This is a genomic window from Vogesella amnigena (assembly GCF_042648905.1).
GTDB lineage: Bacteria > Pseudomonadota > Gammaproteobacteria > Burkholderiales > Chromobacteriaceae > Vogesella > Vogesella amnigena.
In genome coordinates this window covers 46,569-64,224 of the sequence record NZ_JBHRYH010000005.1, presented here as the reverse complement: position 1 = coordinate 64,224, position 17,656 = coordinate 46,569, and the positions used below count along the sequence as shown (strand labels likewise).

The 17,656-nt window shown below is 62.3% G+C and carries 18 protein-coding genes; 12 read left to right on the top strand and 6 right to left on the bottom strand.

The features are described from left to right. Positions 1 to 85 precede the first annotated feature (85 nt). Positions 86 to 487 (bottom strand): MerR family transcriptional regulator, encoded by a 402-nt coding sequence (locus tag ACFOKJ_RS02065; RefSeq protein WP_390276335.1) that lies wholly within the window; start codon positions 485 to 487, stop codon positions 86 to 88. A gap of 147 nt (positions 488 to 634) precedes the next feature. On the opposite strand from ACFOKJ_RS02065, the gene ACFOKJ_RS02060 reads away from it, so the two are divergent. The 3 genes from ACFOKJ_RS02060 (at position 635) to ACFOKJ_RS02050 (ending at position 3,700) form a co-directional block, all read left to right on the top strand. Next, positions 635 to 2,326, top strand: coding sequence for an AMP-binding protein (locus ACFOKJ_RS02060; protein WP_390276334.1), 1,692 nt, complete (start codon positions 635 to 637; stop codon positions 2,324 to 2,326). Between the two features lie 129 nt (positions 2,327 to 2,455). Then, a complete protein-coding gene (locus ACFOKJ_RS02055; protein WP_390276333.1) occupies positions 2,456 to 3,118 on the top strand; it encodes a UPF0149 family protein in 663 nt (220 codons plus the stop codon). Positions 3,119 to 3,373: 255 nt separating this feature from the next. After that, positions 3,374 to 3,700 (top strand): hypothetical protein, encoded by a 327-nt coding sequence (locus ACFOKJ_RS02050; RefSeq protein ID WP_390276332.1) that lies wholly within the window; start codon positions 3,374 to 3,376, stop codon positions 3,698 to 3,700. A gap of 179 nt (positions 3,701 to 3,879) precedes the next feature. Here ACFOKJ_RS02050 and ACFOKJ_RS02045 read toward each other — a convergent pair whose 3' ends face one another. Continuing rightward, positions 3,880 to 5,664, bottom strand: coding sequence for an acyl-CoA dehydrogenase C-terminal domain-containing protein (locus tag ACFOKJ_RS02045; protein WP_390276331.1), 1,785 nt, complete (start codon positions 5,662 to 5,664; stop codon positions 3,880 to 3,882). 173 nt (positions 5,665 to 5,837) lie between these two features. Between ACFOKJ_RS02045 and ACFOKJ_RS02040 the strand changes: the two genes are divergently transcribed. From ACFOKJ_RS02040 to ACFOKJ_RS02015, 6 genes are all read left to right on the top strand, one after another. Continuing rightward, complete coding sequence (locus ACFOKJ_RS02040) at positions 5,838 to 6,410, top strand: DUF2062 domain-containing protein (RefSeq protein WP_390276330.1); 573 nt, start codon at positions 5,838 to 5,840, stop codon at positions 6,408 to 6,410. Then, positions 6,382 to 6,939: an NUDIX domain-containing protein gene (locus ACFOKJ_RS02035; RefSeq protein WP_390276329.1), complete on the top strand. Its 558-nt coding sequence runs from the start codon at positions 6,382 to 6,384 to the stop codon at positions 6,937 to 6,939. Before ACFOKJ_RS02040 ends, ACFOKJ_RS02035 begins: the two co-directional genes overlap by 29 nt. Continuing rightward, positions 6,926 to 7,246, top strand: a complete 321-nt coding sequence (locus tag ACFOKJ_RS02030) for a PilZ domain-containing protein (protein WP_390276328.1) — start codon at positions 6,926 to 6,928, stop codon at positions 7,244 to 7,246. The genes ACFOKJ_RS02035 and ACFOKJ_RS02030 overlap by 14 nt, the downstream gene beginning before the upstream one ends. A 193-nt stretch (positions 7,247 to 7,439) precedes the next feature. Then, positions 7,440 to 9,368: a PrkA family serine protein kinase gene (locus tag ACFOKJ_RS02025; protein WP_390276327.1), complete on the top strand. Its 1,929-nt coding sequence runs from the start codon at positions 7,440 to 7,442 to the stop codon at positions 9,366 to 9,368. Positions 9,369 to 9,485: 117 nt separating this feature from the next. Continuing rightward, positions 9,486 to 10,757 carry a YeaH/YhbH family protein gene (locus ACFOKJ_RS02020; RefSeq protein WP_390276326.1) on the top strand — a complete coding sequence of 424 codons (1,272 nt, stop codon included), beginning with the start codon at positions 9,486 to 9,488 and terminating at the stop codon, positions 10,755 to 10,757. Between the two features lie 174 nt (positions 10,758 to 10,931). Next, the gene (locus tag ACFOKJ_RS02015) at positions 10,932 to 12,443 is read left to right on the top strand and encodes a SpoVR family protein (RefSeq protein ID WP_390276325.1); all 1,512 of its coding nucleotides are present in this window, start codon (positions 10,932 to 10,934) and stop codon (positions 12,441 to 12,443) included. Between the two features lie 187 nt (positions 12,444 to 12,630). On the opposite strand, the gene ACFOKJ_RS02010 is transcribed toward ACFOKJ_RS02015, so the two are convergent. From ACFOKJ_RS02010 to ACFOKJ_RS01995, 4 genes are all read right to left on the bottom strand, one after another. After that, positions 12,631 to 13,377 carry an ABC transporter ATP-binding protein gene (locus ACFOKJ_RS02010; protein WP_390276324.1) on the bottom strand — a complete coding sequence of 249 codons (747 nt, stop codon included), beginning with the start codon at positions 13,375 to 13,377 and terminating at the stop codon, positions 12,631 to 12,633. Next, entirely contained in the window at positions 13,370 to 14,341 is a 972-nt protein-coding gene (locus ACFOKJ_RS02005; RefSeq protein ID WP_390276323.1) for a FecCD family ABC transporter permease, read from the bottom strand. The genes ACFOKJ_RS02010 and ACFOKJ_RS02005 overlap by 8 nt, the downstream gene beginning before the upstream one ends. A gap of 142 nt (positions 14,342 to 14,483) precedes the next feature. Then, positions 14,484 to 15,290 (bottom strand): 4-hydroxy-tetrahydrodipicolinate reductase, encoded by an 807-nt coding sequence (gene dapB / locus ACFOKJ_RS02000; protein WP_390276322.1) that lies wholly within the window; start codon positions 15,288 to 15,290, stop codon positions 14,484 to 14,486. After that, positions 15,287 to 15,679 (bottom strand): outer membrane protein assembly factor BamE, encoded by a 393-nt coding sequence (locus ACFOKJ_RS01995; protein ID WP_390276321.1) that lies wholly within the window; start codon positions 15,677 to 15,679, stop codon positions 15,287 to 15,289. The genes dapB and ACFOKJ_RS01995 overlap by 4 nt, the downstream gene beginning before the upstream one ends. 81 nt (positions 15,680 to 15,760) lie before the next feature. On the opposite strand from ACFOKJ_RS01995, the gene fur reads away from it, so the two are divergent. The 3 genes from fur to ACFOKJ_RS01980 are packed head-to-tail and all read left to right on the top strand — an operon-like array spanning position 15,761 to position 17,620. Beyond that, on the top strand, positions 15,761 to 16,198 hold the full coding sequence (gene fur, locus ACFOKJ_RS01990) for a ferric iron uptake transcriptional regulator (RefSeq protein WP_390276320.1): 438 nt from the start codon (positions 15,761 to 15,763) through the stop codon (positions 16,196 to 16,198). After that, a complete protein-coding gene (aat, locus tag ACFOKJ_RS01985; protein WP_390276319.1) occupies positions 16,195 to 16,896 on the top strand; it encodes a leucyl/phenylalanyl-tRNA--protein transferase in 702 nt (233 codons plus the stop codon). Before fur ends, aat begins: the two co-directional genes overlap by 4 nt. Further along, entirely contained in the window at positions 16,883 to 17,620 is a 738-nt protein-coding gene (locus tag ACFOKJ_RS01980; RefSeq protein WP_390276318.1) for an arginyltransferase, read from the top strand. Before aat ends, ACFOKJ_RS01980 begins: the two co-directional genes overlap by 14 nt. The last annotated feature ends 36 nt before the right edge of the window (positions 17,621 to 17,656 follow it).

Below are 17,656 nucleotides of genomic sequence, written 5' to 3'. Positions count from 1 at the left end.
CCGTTGATGGGCTTATGTTGAATTACGCTTACGTTAACGTCAATAAGCAATGACAAAACCATCCATCGGGATGGCATGTGTGGCGTCAGGGTGTGGCTTCCTTGCCGGTCATGGTGTCGATTACCTGGCGGCAGTGGCCTTCCAGCATGTCGATCTCGGCCAGCACGGCGTCGATGTCCTGGCGTTGTTCCTCGAGTTGTTTCTTGCGGTCGGATAGCAGCTGCAGCAGCTTCAGCGACTGGCTGGCCTCATCGCGCGCCAGCTCGTACAGGTCCAGGATCTCGCGGATCTCCGACAGCGCCAGACCAATGCGCTTGCCGCGCAGAATCAGCTTCAGTCGTGCGCGGTCGCGGTGGGTGAACAGCCGCTGGCGGCCTTCGCGCTGCGGTTCGATCAGGCCCTGTTCTTCGTAAAAGCGGATGGTGCGCAGCGTGACGTCGAAATCGCGTGCCAGGTCGGAAATGGTGAAAAGGCGGTCTTCGCTCATGGGGCTTCCTGATGGTGTGCGGCGATTGTAGCGTTTTTTGTCGCAGTGTCCCGACTTGTACTTGAGCTTACGTTAACGTAATAGTAAGTTAATGTAAAAAAGACAACAGCATCCCAGCGGAGAGACCTCATCATGACGCAACAGCCCATGACGCAACAACAAAGCTACGTGCACGGCGGCAGCGACAAGCCGCTGCTCGGCCAGACCATCGGCCAGTTCTTCGATGCCGCCTGCCAGCGCTACGCCGCGCGCGATGGCCTGGTCGTGCGCCAGCAGGGCGTGCGCTGGAGCTACGCCGAATTTGGCGAGCAGGTGACGCGCCTCGCCTGCGGCCTGCGCCGGCTGGGGCTGCAGCTGGGCGAGCGCATCGGCATCTGGTCGCAGAACAATGTGGAGTGGGTGCTGATGCAGTTCGCCACCGCCAAGGCTGGGCTGGTGCTGGTGAACATCAACCCGGCTTACCGCCGCAGCGAGCTGGAATACGCGCTGGGCAAGGTGGGCTGCCGCGCGCTGGTGCTGTCGCCCAGCTTCAAGAGCAGCGACTACCTGGCCATCCTGAACGACGTGGTGCCGGAGTTGGCCGCAAGCCAGCCGGGCGAGTTGCAGGCGGCCAGCCTGCCGGAGCTGCGCTGGGTTGTCCGCCTTGGCAGCGAACCCACGCCGGGCATGCTGAACTTCGACAGTCTGCTGACTGCGCCAAGCGATGCCGAGCGCCAGGCGCTGCAGCAAGTGGGGCAGACGCTGCAGTTCGATGACCCGATCAACATCCAGTTCACCTCCGGCACCACCGGCAGCCCCAAGGGTGCCACGCTCACTCACCACAACATCCTCAACAACGGCTTTTTTGTCGGCGAGGCGATGCGGCTGACCGAGCACGACCGGCTGTGCATCCCGGTGCCGCTGTACCACTGCTTCGGCATGGTGTTGGGCGTGCTGGCCTGCCTGACCCATGGCAGCACCATCGTGTTCCCGTCGGAAGCCTTCGAGCCGCTGGCGGTGCTGGAGACGGTGGCGGCGGAAAAATGCACTGCGCTGCACGGCGTGCCCACCATGTTCATCGCGGTGCTGGATCACCCGCGTTTCGCCGAGTTCGACCTGTCCACGCTGCGCACCGGCATCATGGCCGGCAGCCCGTGCCCGATCGAGGTGATGAAGCGGGTGGTGGCGCAGATGCACATGGCCGAGGTCACTATTGCTTATGGCATGACTGAAACCAGCCCGGTGAGCTTCCAGAGCCATACCGATACCCCGCTGGAAAAGAAAGTGTCCACCGTTGGCCGCATCCACCCGCACGTGGAGGTGAAGATCGTCGACCCGCAAGGCCGCATCGTGCCGCGCGGCGAAACCGGCGAACTGCTCACCCGCGGCTACTCGGTGATGCTGGGCTACTGGGGCGACGAGGAAAAAACCCGCGAGGCGATCGATGCCGCCGGCTGGATGCATACCGGCGACCTGGCGGTGCTGGATGCCGATGGCTACTGCAATATCGTAGGCCGCGTGAAAGACATGGTGATCCGCGGCGGCGAGAACATCTACCCGCGCGAGATCGAGGAATTCCTCTACCGCCACCCCAAGGTGCAGGACGTGCAGGTGGTGGGCGTGCCAGACAGCAAGTACGGTGAGGAGCTGTGCGCCTGGATACGGCTGCGTGACGGGGAGACTTGCACCGCGGACGAAATCCGCGCCTTCTGCAGCGGCCAGATCGCGCACTACAAGATTCCGCGTTATATCGAGTTCGTCGACAGTTTCCCGATGACCATCACCGGCAAGATCCAGAAATTCATGATGCGCCAGCAGATGAAGCAGAAGCTGGGGCTGGAGGAAGACAAGACGGCCTGAGCCATTTGCAGCCGACTGGCCCCGCAGATGCGGGGCTTTTTGCTGTCATATGCCGCCGGTAAGCTGGCGCTTGCCGACTAAACTGAGCTGATGGGCTACAATGCGCGCCATTCTTGATGGAGATAGATCATGACCCGATTCGACGAGGCCGACCTCACCCGCCTGGAAATGCTGCTGACCCCGCTGTCGCAGGCTGGCACCACCATGCGCCCGGATGAGGTGCAGGGCTTCTTTGCCGCGCTGGCATGTGGCCCGGACCGGCTGGATACCGACACCTGGCTGCCGGAAGTGCTGGGTGATGCCCCGGCCTTCGACAACCCGGAGCACGAAGCCGAAGTGCGCAGCCTGCTGGAAAAGTTCTACGCTGCCACCGCTGAAGCGCTGGCCGATGGCGAGCTGCCGGAGCTGGTGCTGTATGAGGAAGAAGACGGCGAAGAGGCCGACTTCCGCCCGTGGTGCAATGCCTTCATGTATGCGCTGGACGTGGTGCCCACCGACTGGTTCGAAGCGGCCGACGATGAAGGTTTCGAAGACCTGCTGATGCCGGTGATGGCACTGGGCGGCATGTTCGACGGCGAAAACGGCGAAGCAGCTCTGCTGCAGTTTGGCGAGGCCGAGATCAATGGTTTCAAGGGCGAGTTCGAAGATGCGCTGCTGGCGGTATACACCTACTGGCGCGCCAAGGAGCAGGCGCCGGTAACCGTGCGCCGCGAAGGTGACAAGGTTGGCCGCAACGATCCGTGCCCGTGCGGCAGCGGCAAGAAGTACAAGGCTTGCCACGGCCGTAACTGAGCGGTGGCCGCTTGCGGCCAACCTCAACACCACAACCCTGTGCCCCGGCACGGGGTTTGGGGCTGCCAACACGGTGTGATGTTCCGCAGCTACCGGACCCGGCAAAGCCGGGCCGCTCATGGAAGGTGATGGCATCCGCAGCCTTGCTGTTTTCATGACAAGCCCTACCGGGCTTGTCCAAGTTCACAAACCCCGTGCCCCGGCACGGGGTTTGTTTTTGCCATCTACACTCAGAACGTAACCGGGAGAAGCATCATGAGGCTGGGGCTGGAGGAAATGCTGCAGCTGCTGCAGGAAGTGGAGCGCGGCGATCCGCTGGATTTTGCCGATCTGCCGATGGATGACGACGAGTTACGCCGGCTGGTGATGGCCGACTTGCTGCAGCGCGATGAGCAGTTGCAGACCGAGGCCAGCCCGGAGGAGTGCCAGCTGATCTATATGCTCTCCACCGCACGGCTGGTGCTGGAGAACATGCTGCTACACCTGCGGCTGATGCGGCTGGAACAACCGGAAGGCACCGCCGAAGCGCAGCTGCAATCGGTGCTGCGCCGGCTGCGTGGTGATGATGCGGACAATAAGTAACAAGGCGCCAGCTGTAGTGGTAGCCCGGATAAGCGCAGCGCATCCGGGGCAACGGCTTCGGGATGTGACTGCTCCCTGTCCCGGATGCGCCTGCGGCTTATCCGGGCTACGGTCAAACGTGCGATGCATAGAAAAAACGGCGCCGTAATGGCGCCGTTTGCATTGGCAAACCTGCGTGCTCAGAACGCGAAGTGCTCGTCTTCCAGTGCCATCAGCGGCTGGGCGCCGGACTTGATGCTCACCTTCAGCGCTTCCACTTCCGGCAGCAGCTTGGCGTAGTAGAAGCGGGCGGTAGCGATCTTGGCCTGGTAGAAGGCATCGCTGCCGGTTTCCAGCTTGGCATAGGCCACTTCCGCCATGCGCGCCCACAGCCAGGCATAGGTCAGATGACCCACCAGGCGCAGGTAGTCGGTGGCGGCGGCGCCGGCAGCATCGCGATCCTGCATCGCGGCCATGCCCACGCCCATGGTGATGTCGCCCACTTCCTTCAGCAGCTTGGCCAGCGGGCCGACGAATTCCGCCAGCTGCGCATTGCCTTCGTTGGCCTGGCAGAACTTGTGGATCTGCTTGCTGAACTTGCGCAGCTTCGCCCCCTGATCCAGCAGCACCTTGCGGCCCAGCAGGTCGATGGCCTGGATGCCGTTGGTGCCTTCGTAGATCTGCGAAATGCGGCAGTCGCGCACCAGCTGTTCCATGCCCCATTCGCGGATGAAGCCGTGGCCGCCGAACACCTGCATGCCAAGGTTGGCCGCAAGATAGCCGTTATCGGTCATGAAGGCCTTGGCCACCGGGGTGAGCAGTGCCACCAGGTCGGCGGCGTCCTGACGGGCATCGGCATCCGGGTGCTTGTCTTCGATGTCCAGTTGCAGCGCCAGCAGTGCCGACAGTGCGCGGCCGGCTTCGGTGTAGGCCTTCTGCGTCAGCAGCATGCGGCGCACGTCCGGGTGCACGATGATGGGGTCGGCCGGTTTTTCCGGGAATTTCGCCCCGGCCAGCGCGCGCATCTGCAGGCGCTCGCGGGCATAGGTCAGCGCGCCCTGGTAGGACGCCTCGCCAATGCCCAGGCCCTGCATGCCGCAGCCCAGTCGCGCGGCGTTCATCATGGTGAACATGCAGGCCAGGCCCTTGTTTGCTTCGCCGATCAGCCAGCCCTTGGCGCCATCCAGGTTGATCACCGCGGTGGCGTTGGCCTTGATGCCCATCTTGTGTTCCAGGCTGCCGCAGAACACGCTGTTGCGGCTACCGTCCTGGTGGAACTTGGGCACGATGAACAGCGAGATGCCTTTCACGTCCCGGGGGGCATCCGGCAGGCGCGCCAGCACCAGGTGGATGATGTTGTCGGACATGTCGTGCTCGCCGGCGGAGATGAAGATCTTGGTGCCGGTGATGCTGTAGCTGCCGTCTGCGTTCGGTTCGGCACGGGTCTTCAGCAGGCCAAGATCGGTGCCGCAGTGCGGCTCGGTCAGGCACATGGTGCCGGTCCAGCTGCCGTCCACCAGCCGCGGCAGATAGGTAGCCTTCTGCTCATTGGTGCCGTGGGCGTGAATGGCGGAATAGGCGCCGTGCGACAGGCCGGGGTACATCGACCAGGCCACGTTGGCCGCACACTGCATCTCCATTACCGGAAAGGCCAGCGATTTGGGCATGCCCTGGCCGCCGTAGGCCGGGTCGCAGTCCAGCGCCGGGAAGCCGAGTTCGCAATACTGTTTGTATGCATCCTTGAAGCCCACCGGGGTGGTAACCGACTTGGTGGCCGGGTCGAACTGGCAGCCTTCCTCGTCGCCCTGGCGGTTCAGCGGTGCCAGCTCCTGCTGGCAGAACTGGGCGGCGGCTTCCAGGTAGGAAGTGAAAATATCCTGGCTCGCCTCTTCATAACCCGGCAGTGAGGGCAGGATGTCCTGAACTTTGATCAGCTCATTGAGGACAAAATCAAAATCGCGCAGCGGTGCTTGGTAAGCGGGCATGATGGTCTCCGTTGTTTTGCGCGGCCCGGCGCGTGGCCGGGTCGGTTTCCTCGTGTTGGCCGGGTGGGCGGCCGTGCGTGTCTTCTGCCTTGGCAGAACTAAATCAAACGACTGTTTAAATTATTCCTGCCGTTTTGGCAAACAATTTCGGATCGAATATCTATGGAAATGGCATGGCAAGACTGAAGCGCTGGGTACGCAACAAGATGGACATCGCCCACGGCTGGCTGCAGGCGCCGGCACTGCGCTTCTTGCGCCCTTATCTGGACCGCCCCGAGCTGTGGAGCGTGCAACGGCGCAATGTGGCGCGCGCGGTGGCTGTGGGCATGTTCTCCGGCCTGATGCCGGGGCCGACGCAGATGCTCACTGCCGGCGCGCTGGCGTTGCTTTTCCGCATCAATCTGCCGGTGGCGTTGATCTGCACGCTGTATACCAACCCGTTCACCTATCTGCCGCTGTATTTCCTGGCTTTCCGGTTGGGAGAGGCATTACTTGGCCAGCCGGGGGCAGTTACAATGCCGCAGATGCCGGAAGGCGCCTGGTACGACATCGCACTATCCGGGCCGCAGCTGCTGTACTGGCTGCGCGAGTATGGCGCACCGCTGCTGCTGGGCGTGCCGCTGCTGGGGCTGATCCTGGCCCTGTGCGGTTACGGCCTGGTGATGTTCAGCTGGCGCCTGGTGGTGCGGCATCATTGGCAACAGCGAAAGACGCAGCGTGGATCTCACAGAAAAAACCCTCAGTAGCGAACAGGTGTTTCGCGGCAGTTTCATCCAGGTAAGCCGCGACCAGGTAAGCCTGCCCGATGGCGCCACGGCGGTGCGCGAATTCATTCGCCACCCCGGTGCCGCCGCGATGCTGGCACTGACCGACGACGGCAGACTGGTAATGGAGCGGCAGTATCGCTACCCGGCTGGCCGCGAGTTTCTGGAGATACCGGCTGGCAAACTGGACCCGGCGGAACATCCTCACGACACCGCGCGGCGCGAACTGCTGGAAGAAACCGGCTATGTCGCCAGCCAGTGGCGCTATCTTGGCAAGGCCTGGCCCTGCATCGGCTATGCCGACGAGGTGATCCACTACTACCTGGCCACCGGCCTGCAGCTGCAGCAACGGCAGCTGGACGAGGGCGAATTCCTGGAAGTGCTGCTGCTGCCGCTGGAAGACGTGCAGCAGATGGCGCTGAGCGGGGAAATCGCGGACAGCAAGACCATAGTCGGCCTGCACTGGTTGGCCGCATGGCAACAGGGGAAGCTCGCTGGTGAAACCGTTTGAGAGCCACTACCAGGATCGCCGCGTCGGCCGCCGCATGCGCATGGGCTGCCGCACCAAGTTCAAGTCGCTGCACACCGGCGAGACGCACTATGGCGAGTGTGTCGACCTGTCGGTGGACGGCATGGCGATACGTTGCTCCTACGTGCCGCAGCACGGCGAAAGACTGGAAGTGGTGGTGATCGTCCCTGGGGTCGGCAACGTGCCGATGCGGCCGCTGGAGGCCACAGTGGAGGTGCGGCGCTGCAACGAGGTGGAGCGCGGCAAGCTGTATGAAATCGGCGCACGGATTTTGCAGCGCAAAACATGACAATGGGTTTGATAAGTAAATATTAAAAAAGCCGTCTGCATGACGGCTTTTTCTTACTTGCAGTTTTTTTGCTGTGCTATACCCAAACAAAGAACAGCTTTTCCGCGACAGCTGACAACTTGGCAAGGGGGATCTGGCACGGCAATCATGCTTCTGCCAGGGTCTCGTTTGCCTCCACCAGGAGGGTGACGCCATGACCCCAGACATCTTCAGTCACTACGCTTCCCGTTACGACCGCACCCGCGAAGAGGAATACACCATCCAGGAGTTCCTTGAGCTGTGCAAGCGCGACCCGATGACCTACGCCTCGCCGGCCGAGCGCATGCTGATGGCGATTGGCGAGCCTGAGATGGTCGATACCCGTCACGATTCGCGCCTGTCCCGCATCTTCAGCAACAAGATGATCCGCGTCTACCCGGCCTTCCGTGAGTTTTACGGCATGGAAGATGCTATCGAACAGGTAGTTGCCTACTTCCGCCACGCCGCGCAAGGGCTGGAAGAGAAGAAGCAGATTCTCTACCTGCTGGGCCCGGTGGGTGGTGGTAAGTCGTCGATTGCCGAAAAACTGAAGGAGCTGATGGAACGGGTGCCGTTCTACAGCATCAAGGGCAGCCCGGTGAACGAGTCGGCCCTGGGGCTGTTCAACTATGACGAAGACGGCGCCCTGCTGGAAGAGCAGTACGGCATTCCGCGCCGCTACCTGCGGGCGATTCCCAGCCCGTGGGCGGTGAAACGCCTGCACGAGTTCAATGGTGACATCAGCCAGTTCCGCGTGGTGAAGCGCTACCCGTCGGTACTGAAGCAGATTGCGGTATCCAAAACCGAGCCAGGTGACGAGAACAACCAGGACATCAGCTCGCTGGTGGGCAAGGTGGACATCCGCAAACTGGAAAGCTACGCCCAGGACGATCCGGACGCCTACAGCTACTCCGGTGGCCTGTGCTTGGCCAACCAGGGCCTGCTGGAATTCGTGGAAATGTTCAAGGCGCCGATCAAGGTGCTGCACCCGCTGCTGACCGCCACCCAGGAGGGCAACTTCAAGGGCACGGAAGGTTTCGGCGCGATTCCCTTCGACGGCATCATCCTGGCGCACTCCAACGAGAGTGAATGGAAGCAGTTCCGCAACAACAAGAACAACGAGGCCTTCCTCGACCGTATCTACATCGTCAAGGTGCCGTACTGCCTGCGGGTGACGGAAGAGATCAAGATCTACGACAAGCTGTTGCGCAACTCCTCGCTGTCCGGCTCGCCCTGCGCTCCGGGCACGCTGAAGATGATGGCGCAGTTCGCGGTGCTGTCGCGGCTGAAAGACCCGGAAAACTCCAGCCTGTACAGCAAGATGCAGGTGTATGACGGCGAAAACCTGAAGGACACCGACCCGAAGGCCAAGTCGCTGCAGGAGTACCGTGACTTTGCCGGCGTGGACGAGGGCATGAACGGGCTATCCACCCGCTTTGCCTACAAGATTCTGTCCAAGGTGTTCAACTTCGACCACACCGAAGTGGCGGCCAACCCGGTGCACTTGCTGTACGTGCTGGAGCAGCAGGTGGAGCGCGAGCAGTTTCCCGCCGAGCAGGAGCAGAAGTACCTTACTTTCATCAAGGAGTACCTGGCACCCAAGTACGTGGAGTTCATCGGCAAGGAGATCCAGACCGCCTACCTGGAAAGCTACAGCGAGTACGGGCAGAACATCTTCGATCGCTACGTGACCTTTGCCGACTTCTGGATCCAGGATCAGGAATACCGCGACCCGGATACCGGCGAGAGCTTCGACCGCACGTCGCTGAACGCTGAACTGGAAAAAATCGAGAAGCCGGCCGGCATCTCCAACCCGAAGGACTTCCGCAACGAGATCGTCAACTTTGTACTGCGCGCCCGCGCCAACAACGCCGGCAAGAACCCGCTGTGGACCAGCTACGAAAAGCTGCGCACCGTGATCGAGAAAAAGATGTTCTCCAATACGGAAGAACTGCTGCCGGTGATCAGCTTCAACGCCAAGGCCAGCGCCGACGAGGCCAAGAAACACGAAGACTTCGTCAACCGCATGGTGACCAAGGGCTACACGCCCAAGCAGGTGCGGCTGCTGTGCGAATGGTATCTGCGGGTGCGCAAATCCTCGTGATGCGGGGAGAGGGTTGGCCGCATGCGGCCAACCCTGCCGGCTGAAACGCCAGCCGAGCCCATCCTGCCGCCGTGTCAGCCGGGCGGACAGGCCAACGACAGGCTTTAGGAGACAAGCATGTCGCACATTATCGATAGAAGACTGAACGGCAAGAACAAATCGGCCGTCAACCGCGAGCGCTTCCTGCGCCGTTTCAAGGCGCAGATCAAGGAGGCGGTAGGCAAGGCCATCAAGGGGCGCAGCATCACCGATATCGAGAATGGTGAAAACGTCTCCATTCCGGTAAAGGACATTTCCGAACCGGTATTCCATCACGGCCGAGGCGGCGTGGCCGACCATGTACATCCGGGCAACGAGGAGTTCATCGAGGGCGATCGCCTGAACCGGCCGCAAGGCGGTGGCGGCGGCGGTGGTGGCGGCAAAGCCAGCAACGAAGGCGAGGGCGAGGACGATTTCGTGTTCCAGCTGTCGCGCGAAGAATTCATGAACGTGTTCTTCGAGGATCTGGCGCTGCCCAACCTGATCAAGACCCAGCTGATGGGCATCGAGGAAATGAAGCCGGTGCGCGCCGGCTACACCAACGACGGCACGCCGGCCAATATCAGCATCGTGCGCAGCCTGCGCGGCGCGCTGGCGCGGCGGGTAGCCATGGCCGCCCCGACGCTGCGCCAGCTGCGCGAGGCAGAAGAAGACCTGGACACGCTGCTGGAATCGGACGAGGAAAACACGCTGGAAGTGCGCGAGCGCCGCCGGCACATCCACGCGCTGCGCGAGAAAGTGAACCGCATACCGTTCATTGACCCGTTCGACCTGCGCTACAACAACCGCGTCAAGCAGCCCAAGCCCACCAGCAAGGCGGTGATGTTCTGCCTGATGGACGTGTCCGGCTCGATGGATGAAGGCAAGAAGGATATGGCCAAACGCTTCTTCATCCTGCTGTACCTGTTTTTGCAGCGCAATTACGAGAAGATCGAAGTGGTGTTCATCCGCCACCACACCAGTGCGGTGGAGGTGAACGAGCACGACTTCTTTCACTCGCGCGAATCCGGCGGCACCGTGGTGTCCTCGGCACTGAACCTGATGGCGGACGTGGTGAAGAAACGCTACGCCAACAGCGAGTGGAACATCTATGCCGCGCAGGCATCGGATGGCGACAACTGGGACAGTGATTCGGCCAACTGCAGCCGCATCCTGCAGGAACAGCTGCTGCCGTGGTGCCAGTATTTCGCCTATATCGAAATTACCGAGGGTGAACCGCAGAACCTGTGGTACGAGTACATGAAGGTGGCGGACCAGAGCAAGCACTTCGCCATGCAGAAGATCCGCACGCCATCCGACATCTATCCGGTGTTCCGCGAACTGTTCAAGCGGCAGCCGGCCACCCGCTAGGACCTGTTCACGATCTAGCGAGCTAGAGCGAGACAAGGCGAAAACGGCAGAGAGAGCGGAATTGACATGAAGTCAATGAGCATCTCGAAGACGCTTTTAACGCTGTAACGCCGACGCGCAGCAGATCGTGAACAGGTTCGCAGGGTTGGCCGCATGCCTGAGGAGGGCTACAGCATGAAACCCATCTCTACCGGGTCCGAATGGACTTTCGAACTGATCAACGAGTACGACAAGGCGATTCGCGAGATCGCCATCGACGAGTTTCAGCTGGACTGCTACCCCAACCAGCTGGAGATCATCACTGCCGAGCAGATGATGGATGCCTACTCCTCGGTAGGCATGCCGGTGAACTACCACCACTGGAGCTATGGCAAGCACTTCGTTTCCACCGAGAAGAGCTACAAGCGCGGCCAGATGGGGCTGGCCTACGAGATCGTGATCAACTCCAATCCCTGCATCGCCTACCTGATGGAAGAAAACTCCATGACCATGCAGGCACTGGTGATCGCACACGCCGCCTATGGCCACAACAGCTTCTTCAAGGGCAACTACCTGTTCCGTACCTGGACCGACGCCTCGGCCATCATCGACTACCTGGTGTTTGCCAAGCAGTACATCAGCCGCTGCGAGGAGCGCTACGGCATCGAGGCGGTGGAAGACCTGCTGGATTCCTGCCATGCGCTGATGAACTACGGCGTGGACCGCTACAAGCGGCCGCAGCGGCTGTCACTGGCCGAGGAACAGGCACGGCTGCACGAGCGCGAGCAATACCTACAGATGCAGGTGAACGACCTGTGGCGCACCATTCCGCGCCGTGAACGCGACGACAGCAGCAAGGGGCCGCCGCGCTTTCCGCCGGAGCCGCAGGAAAACCTGCTGTACTTCATTGAAAAATCCGCACCGCTGCTGGAGCCGTGGCAGCGCGAGATCGTGCGCATCGTGCGCAAGGTGGCGCAGTACTTCTACCCGCAGCGCCAGACCCAGGTGATGAACGAGGGCTGGGCCACCTTCTGGCACTACACCATTCTCAACCGGCTGTACGAGAAGGGGCTGGTGACCGACGGTTTCATGATGGAGTTCCTGCAGAGCCACACCAATGTGGTGTACCAGCCGCCGGTGACCGCGCGCTGGTACAACGGCATCAACCCGTATGCGCTGGGCTTCAACATGTATCAGGACATCCGGCGCATCTGCGAGCACCCCACCGACGAAGACCGCGAATGGTTCCCGGACATCGCCGGCCAGCCGTGGCGCCCGGTGCTGGAATTCGCCATGAAGAACTTCAAGGACGAAAGCTTCATTTCACAGTACCTGTCGCCCAAGCTGATCCGCGACTTCCGCCTGTTCGCCATCCGCGACGACGACCAGGACGACAAGCTGGAGGTTGCCGCCATTCACGACGAGGCCGGCTACCGTCGCATCCGCCAGATGCTGTCCGAGCAGTACAACCTGGGAACCCGCGAGCCGAACATCCAGGTGTGGTCGGTGAATGTGCGTGGCGATCGCAGCCTGACGCTGCGCCACAGCAGGCACAACCGCAAACCGCTGGATGACGGCAGCGCGCAGGAAGTGCTGAAGCACGTGGCACGGCTGTGGGGCTTCGACGTGCGGCTGGAAAGTGTGGATACCGACGGCACGGTGCAGCAGCGTTTTGAAGTGAAACCAGAGGTGCCGGCGATGGCGTAAAGGTTGGCCGCATGGCAAAGCACAAGGCCGGGCAATGCCCGGCCTTGTGCTTTGTGTGCAGCTGAGGTGCGACAGGTAGCCCGGATAAGCATGTAGGGCGGAAGCCCCGTCAGGGGCGTTCCGCCAGCAAGTTGGCGACCTCGTAGCGGAACGCCTCTACGAGGCTTCCGCCCTACGTGTTGTACGGCTACACCGCCAGAAAGGCGCGGCGCCCGTCCGCATCACGCAGCTCGTGCAGCGGCGCGTCGTACAGGTCCTGCAGCAGCGGCAGCTGCAGGATATCCGCGGCTGCGCCGCTGGCCATGGCGCTACCGTCTTTCAGTAGCAGCACGTGGTCGGCATGTTGCGCCGCCAGGTTCACGTCGTGCAGCACTGCTACCACGCCAATGTTGTGCTGGTGTGCCAGCTGGCGCAGGCTGGCCAGCTGCAGCTGGGCGGCGCCGATGTCCAGCGCGGCGGTGGGCTCGTCCAGCAGCAGGTAACGGCAGGCGTTGCTGCTGGCAAACAGCTGGTGCAGCGCCCGCGCCAGGTGCACGCGGGCGATTTCGCCGCCGGACAGCGTGGCGCAGTCGCGGGCTAGCAGATCGTGGATGCAGGTGGCGTCGATCGCCTGTTGTCGGGCATCCGCATCCGGCAGGCCGTGGCCGATATCCAGCAGGGTAGCCACCGTCATGCCTGCAGGGCGTGCCGGCTGCTGCTCTACCATGGCGCGCATGGTGGCGAGTACGGCCGGTGCCTGGCCGCTGATAGCTTGCCCTGCCATGCTTACTGTACCGCTGGCAGGGCGCAGCGCGCCGCCCAGCAGGTGCAGCAGCGTGCTCTTGCCAGCGCCGTTGGGGCCTAGGATCACGCTGAGCTGGCCAGCCGGCAGCGTGGCGCTGATGTCATGCAAGCGGGTTGGCCGCAGCAGGCTGAGCGCACGGATTTCAAGCATCGGCGCCTCGCTGCCTGGCCAGCAGGTAGAGGAAGAACGGTGCGCCGGCCAAGCTGGTGATCACCCCGATCGGCAGCTCCGCCGGGTACAGCGCCTGGCTGGCGATCAGGTCGGCTACCAGCGCCAGCAGCGCGCCGGCCAGCGGGGTGAGCAGCAGCAGTGGTCGCAATTGCAGGCCAACCAGCCGTCGCAGCATGTGCGGCGCCATCAGGCCGATGAAGCCAACCATGCCGCACTGCGCCACCACCAGACCGCAGGCCAGTGTGGCCAGCAGCACGGTAATGGCGCCGCTGCGGCCAACATGGAAACCGCTATAGAACGCCGCCCGGTCGCCCAGCTGCAGCGCCTGCAGGAAATCCGCCTGCCGCCACAGCAGGGTGCCGATCAGCAGTGCCGCGGCCGCCAGCAGCAGTGCCTGCGCCGGGCTGGCGCCGGCAAAGCTGCCCATCAACCAGAAGGTGACATTGCGCAGCGCGCCATCCGGCAGGGAGGAGATCAGCAAGGTGAGCAGGCTGCCACACAGCGCATTTACCGCTACGCCTGCCAGCAGCAGCTTGGCGGCAGAGCGGCCGTGGGCCAGCAGCTGGATCGCCAGCAGCGCCAGCGTGGAGCCGGCAAAGGCCGCCAGCGAAACCAGTTGTGCCGGCAGCGCGGCGGCCAGTGCCAGCGCGGCGGCCAGCGCGCCGCCACCGGAAATGCCGATCAGGCCGGGCTCGGCCAGATCATTGTGAAAGCGCGCCTGGATCGCCAGCCCGGCGCAGGCCAGCAGCGCGCCGGCGGAGGCGGCACTGACGATGCGGGGTAGGCGCAGTTGCAGCAGCAGGGTGTGTTGCAGCGGGTCATGCCCCGGCAATTGCAGCAGGGCGGCGATGCTGGCCGCGGCATCGTTGCCGGCCAGCAATGAAACGACACTGGCCAGCCCGGTAAGGCTGGCCAGTAGCAGGAACCACAGGCGGCTCGACATCAGATATTGCTCACGATTTGCTGCGCGTCGGCGATACGGCGTTAAAAACGGCTTCGAAATGCTCATTTACCACTTGTAAACTCCGCTTCCTCAGCCATTTTTGCCTTGTCTCGCCCTAGCTCGCGAGATCGTGAATCTATTCTTAACGCAGGCCAAGCACGTCCTGCATGTCGAACAGGCCGTGCGGCTTGTCCGCCAGCCATTTGGCTGCACGTACCGCGCCATTGGCGAAGGTCGCACGGCTGGAAGCCTTGTGGGTGATCTCCACGCGCTCGCCCAGTGCGGCGAACAGCACGGTGTGGTCGCCCACCACGTCGCCGGCGCGCACGGTGGCAAAGCCGATGGTGCCGGGGTCACGCTCGCCGGTAACGCCTTCGCGGCCGTATACCGCGCATTGCTTGAGGTCGCGGCCCAGCGCATTGGCAACCACTTCGCCCATGCGCAGCGCGGTGCCGGACGGGGCGTCTACCTTGAAGCGGTGGTGCGCTTCGGTAATCTCGATATCGTAACCTTCGTCCAGCACGCGGGCAGCCATGTCCAGCAGCTTGAAAGTGAGGTTCACGCCCACGCTGAAGTTGGCCGCAAACACGATGCCGATCTTCTCGCCGGCAGCCTGGATGGCGGCCTTGCCGGCGTCGTCGAAGCCGGTGGTGCCGATGATCATCTGCACGTTCCGCTCCACGCAGGCGGCCATGTGGGCCAGCGTGCCTTCCGGGCGGGTGAAGTCGATCACCACGCTGGCGCCATCCAGCGCGGCGTTGAAGTCGCTGCTGATCTTCACGCCGGTATCGCGGCCCATGAACAGGCCGGCATCCTGGCCGATGAACGGCGAACCTTCACGTTCCAGGGCGGCGTGCAGGCGGGCATTCGGGGTTTCGAGTACGGATTCGATCAGCGTGCGGCCCATGCGGCCGCCGGCGCCGACGATGACGACGTTCAGGGTGCTCATTGTGTTACTTGTCCAGTTGCGTTGCTGGCATCCAGTTGCGGACGCAGGGCAGGGAAAGCCTGGCCTTCGATACGTTCCACCTGGTCATTGGCATTGAAATACACCACCAGGCTCTTTTCCTCCAGCGGCTTGCCCGGGCGCTCGATGCGGTACAGGTAGTCCCAGCGGTTGGCGTGGAAGATATCGGTCAACAGCGGGGTGCCCAGCAGGAAGCGCACCTGCGAGCGGTTCATGCCCGGTTTCACGCGGGCAACCACGTCCTCGGTCACATAGTTGCCTTGCTGGATGTCCATGCGATGGGCGGAGAACCAGTTCAGCGGATTGAGGCTGCTGCAACCTGCCAACAGCAGGGCGGAGAGCACGAGAGCGGGCTTGAGCAGTTTGGCCATGGCTACCTTCATAGTTGGGGAATCTGCTGAAAGGCTTTATCATACTGGAAGACTGCCAACCACGATATACACCGCAAACTCATGAACAAAGCCAGCCATCTGAAAGGCATCGGCCTCAAGGCCACCGGACCGCGTCTGCGTATTCTGGATCTGTTTGAAAACAGCAATGAACGTCACCTGTCCGCCGAAGATGTATACAAGAAGCTGCTGTCCGAGGATGCTGATATCGGCCTGGCTACCATTTACCGCGTGCTGACCCAGTTCGAGCAGGCCGGTATTCTGGTGCGCCACCATTTCGAATCCGGCAAGGCGGTATACGAGCTGAACGAAGGCGGCCACCACGACCACATGGTGTGCTACCGCTGCGGCAAGGTAACCGAGTTCTTCGATCCGCAGATCGAAGAACTGCAGAACCGCATTGCCGCCCAGCACGGCTTTACCATCCAGGAACATTCGCTGTACCTGTATGGCGAATGCAGCGACTGCGCCGGTACCGCTCCCAAAACCTACAAGCGATGATCCCGCTGCTGGGCGACGCTTACGAATTCCCAGCTGTCTCTCGCGCGCTGGCCGAACCTGACGGCCTGCTGGCCGTAGGTGGTGACCTGAGTAGTGGCCGCCTGCTGGCTGGCTATCAGCGCGGCATCTTCCCCTGGTTTTCCCCTGGCGATCCGATACTGTGGTGGGCGCCATCGCAGCGCATGGTGCTGCAGCCGGACAAGCTGCGAGTCACCCGCTCGCTGGCCAAGTCGCTGCGCAACAAGCCATACACCTTCTGTTTCGACCGTGATTTCGAGGCGGTGATGCGGGCTTGTGCCGCACCGCGTGTCGGCCAGAGCGGCACCTGGATCACCGAGGACATGATCGCCGCCTACTGCGCGCTGCATGCGGCGGGCCATGCCCATTCCGCCGAAGTCTGGCAGCAGGGCCGGCTGGTAGGCGGGCTGTACGGCGTGGCGGTTGGCCGCATGTTCTATGGCGAATCCATGTTTCACCGTGTTACCGATGCCTCCAAGATCGCCGTGGTCCGGCTGGCGGAAGTGCTGTTCGGCAATGGTTTCGGCATGATCGACTGCCAGCTGTTCACACCGCATCTGGAAAGCCTGGGCGCGCAACTGATTCCACGTGCCGAATTTGTTGCTAGACTCGAAACGTATATCCGACTGCCAGCGCCTGCTTCCCTGTGGGCCACCGAGTTCTGCAATGAGCCATCGTGATGATGCTGTAGCGATCATTCATTTCTATGCCACTGCGCCCTATGCCTGCAGCTATCTGGAGGGCAGGCAGGCGCGTTCGCAGGTGGCGATACCGGCCGATGCCATCGATGGCAGCGTGTATTCCAGGCTGGTAAGCCTGGGCTTTCGTCGCAGCGGGCACTTTACCTACCGTCCGTATTGCGATGACTGCCAGGCCTGCATCCCGGTGCGCATCCCGGTGGCGCGCTTTGTGCCGGATCGCAGCCAGCGCCGCGCCTGGCAGCGGCATGCCGGCCTCAGCAGCCACAGCCTGCCGCTGCAGTTCAGCGAGGAGCACTACCAGCTGTATTGTCGCTACCAGAAGGCGCGGCACGATGGCGGCGGCATGTCGGAGGACGATCCGGCGCAGTATGCCGAGTTCATTCTGAAGAGCCGGGTGAACAGTTCGCTGGTGGAATTCCGCGAAGATGGCGTGCTACGCATGGTCAGCCTGATCGATCATCTGGATGACGGCATGTCGGCGGTGTATACCTTTTTTGACCCCGATGTCGCCGGCGCTTGCTATGGCGTCTACGGGGTGCTGTGGCAGGTGGAGCAGGCCCGCAGCCTGGGTTTGCCGCACGTGTACCTGGGCTACTGGATCGGCGAGTCACCGAAGATGGCCTACAAGCAGCGCTATCAGCCGCTGGAGCGTTTGTTCGAAGGGCGCTGGGTGCCATTCCCGCCAGGTGACGCAGCGACGTAACTGTTGGCCGCAAACACAAATGCCCACCGCAAGGTG

Bases quoted from the DNA above. Each gene is read 5' to 3' on its own strand.
- ACFOKJ_RS02065 (WP_390276335.1), bottom strand. From the start codon at position 487: ATGAGCGAAGACCGCCTTTTCACCATTTCCGACCTGGCACGCGATTTC.
- ACFOKJ_RS02060 (WP_390276334.1), top strand. From the start codon at position 635: ATGACGCAACAACAAAGCTACGTGCACGGCGGCAGCGACAAGCCGCTG.
- ACFOKJ_RS02055 (WP_390276333.1), top strand. From the start codon at position 2,456: ATGACCCGATTCGACGAGGCCGACCTCACCCGCCTGGAAATGCTGCTG.
- ACFOKJ_RS02050 (WP_390276332.1), top strand. From the start codon at position 3,374: ATGAGGCTGGGGCTGGAGGAAATGCTGCAGCTGCTGCAGGAAGTGGAG.
- ACFOKJ_RS02045 (WP_390276331.1), bottom strand. From the start codon at position 5,664: ATGCCCGCTTACCAAGCACCGCTGCGCGATTTTGATTTTGTCCTCAAT.
- ACFOKJ_RS02040 (WP_390276330.1), top strand. From the start codon at position 5,838: ATGGCAAGACTGAAGCGCTGGGTACGCAACAAGATGGACATCGCCCAC.
- ACFOKJ_RS02025 (WP_390276327.1), top strand. From the start codon at position 7,440: ATGACCCCAGACATCTTCAGTCACTACGCTTCCCGTTACGACCGCACC.
- ACFOKJ_RS02020 (WP_390276326.1), top strand. From the start codon at position 9,486: ATGTCGCACATTATCGATAGAAGACTGAACGGCAAGAACAAATCGGCC.
- ACFOKJ_RS02015 (WP_390276325.1), top strand. From the start codon at position 10,932: ATGAAACCCATCTCTACCGGGTCCGAATGGACTTTCGAACTGATCAAC.
- ACFOKJ_RS02010 (WP_390276324.1), bottom strand. From the start codon at position 13,377: ATGCTTGAAATCCGTGCGCTCAGCCTGCTGCGGCCAACCCGCTTGCAT.
- ACFOKJ_RS02005 (WP_390276323.1), bottom strand. From the start codon at position 14,341: ATGTCGAGCCGCCTGTGGTTCCTGCTACTGGCCAGCCTTACCGGGCTG.
- dapB (WP_390276322.1), bottom strand. From the start codon at position 15,290: ATGAGCACCCTGAACGTCGTCATCGTCGGCGCCGGCGGCCGCATGGGC.
- ACFOKJ_RS01995 (WP_390276321.1), bottom strand. From the start codon at position 15,679: ATGGCCAAACTGCTCAAGCCCGCTCTCGTGCTCTCCGCCCTGCTGTTG.
- fur (WP_390276320.1), top strand. From the start codon at position 15,761: ATGAACAAAGCCAGCCATCTGAAAGGCATCGGCCTCAAGGCCACCGGA.
- aat (WP_390276319.1), top strand. From the start codon at position 16,195: ATGATCCCGCTGCTGGGCGACGCTTACGAATTCCCAGCTGTCTCTCGC.
- ACFOKJ_RS01980 (WP_390276318.1), top strand. From the start codon at position 16,883: ATGAGCCATCGTGATGATGCTGTAGCGATCATTCATTTCTATGCCACT.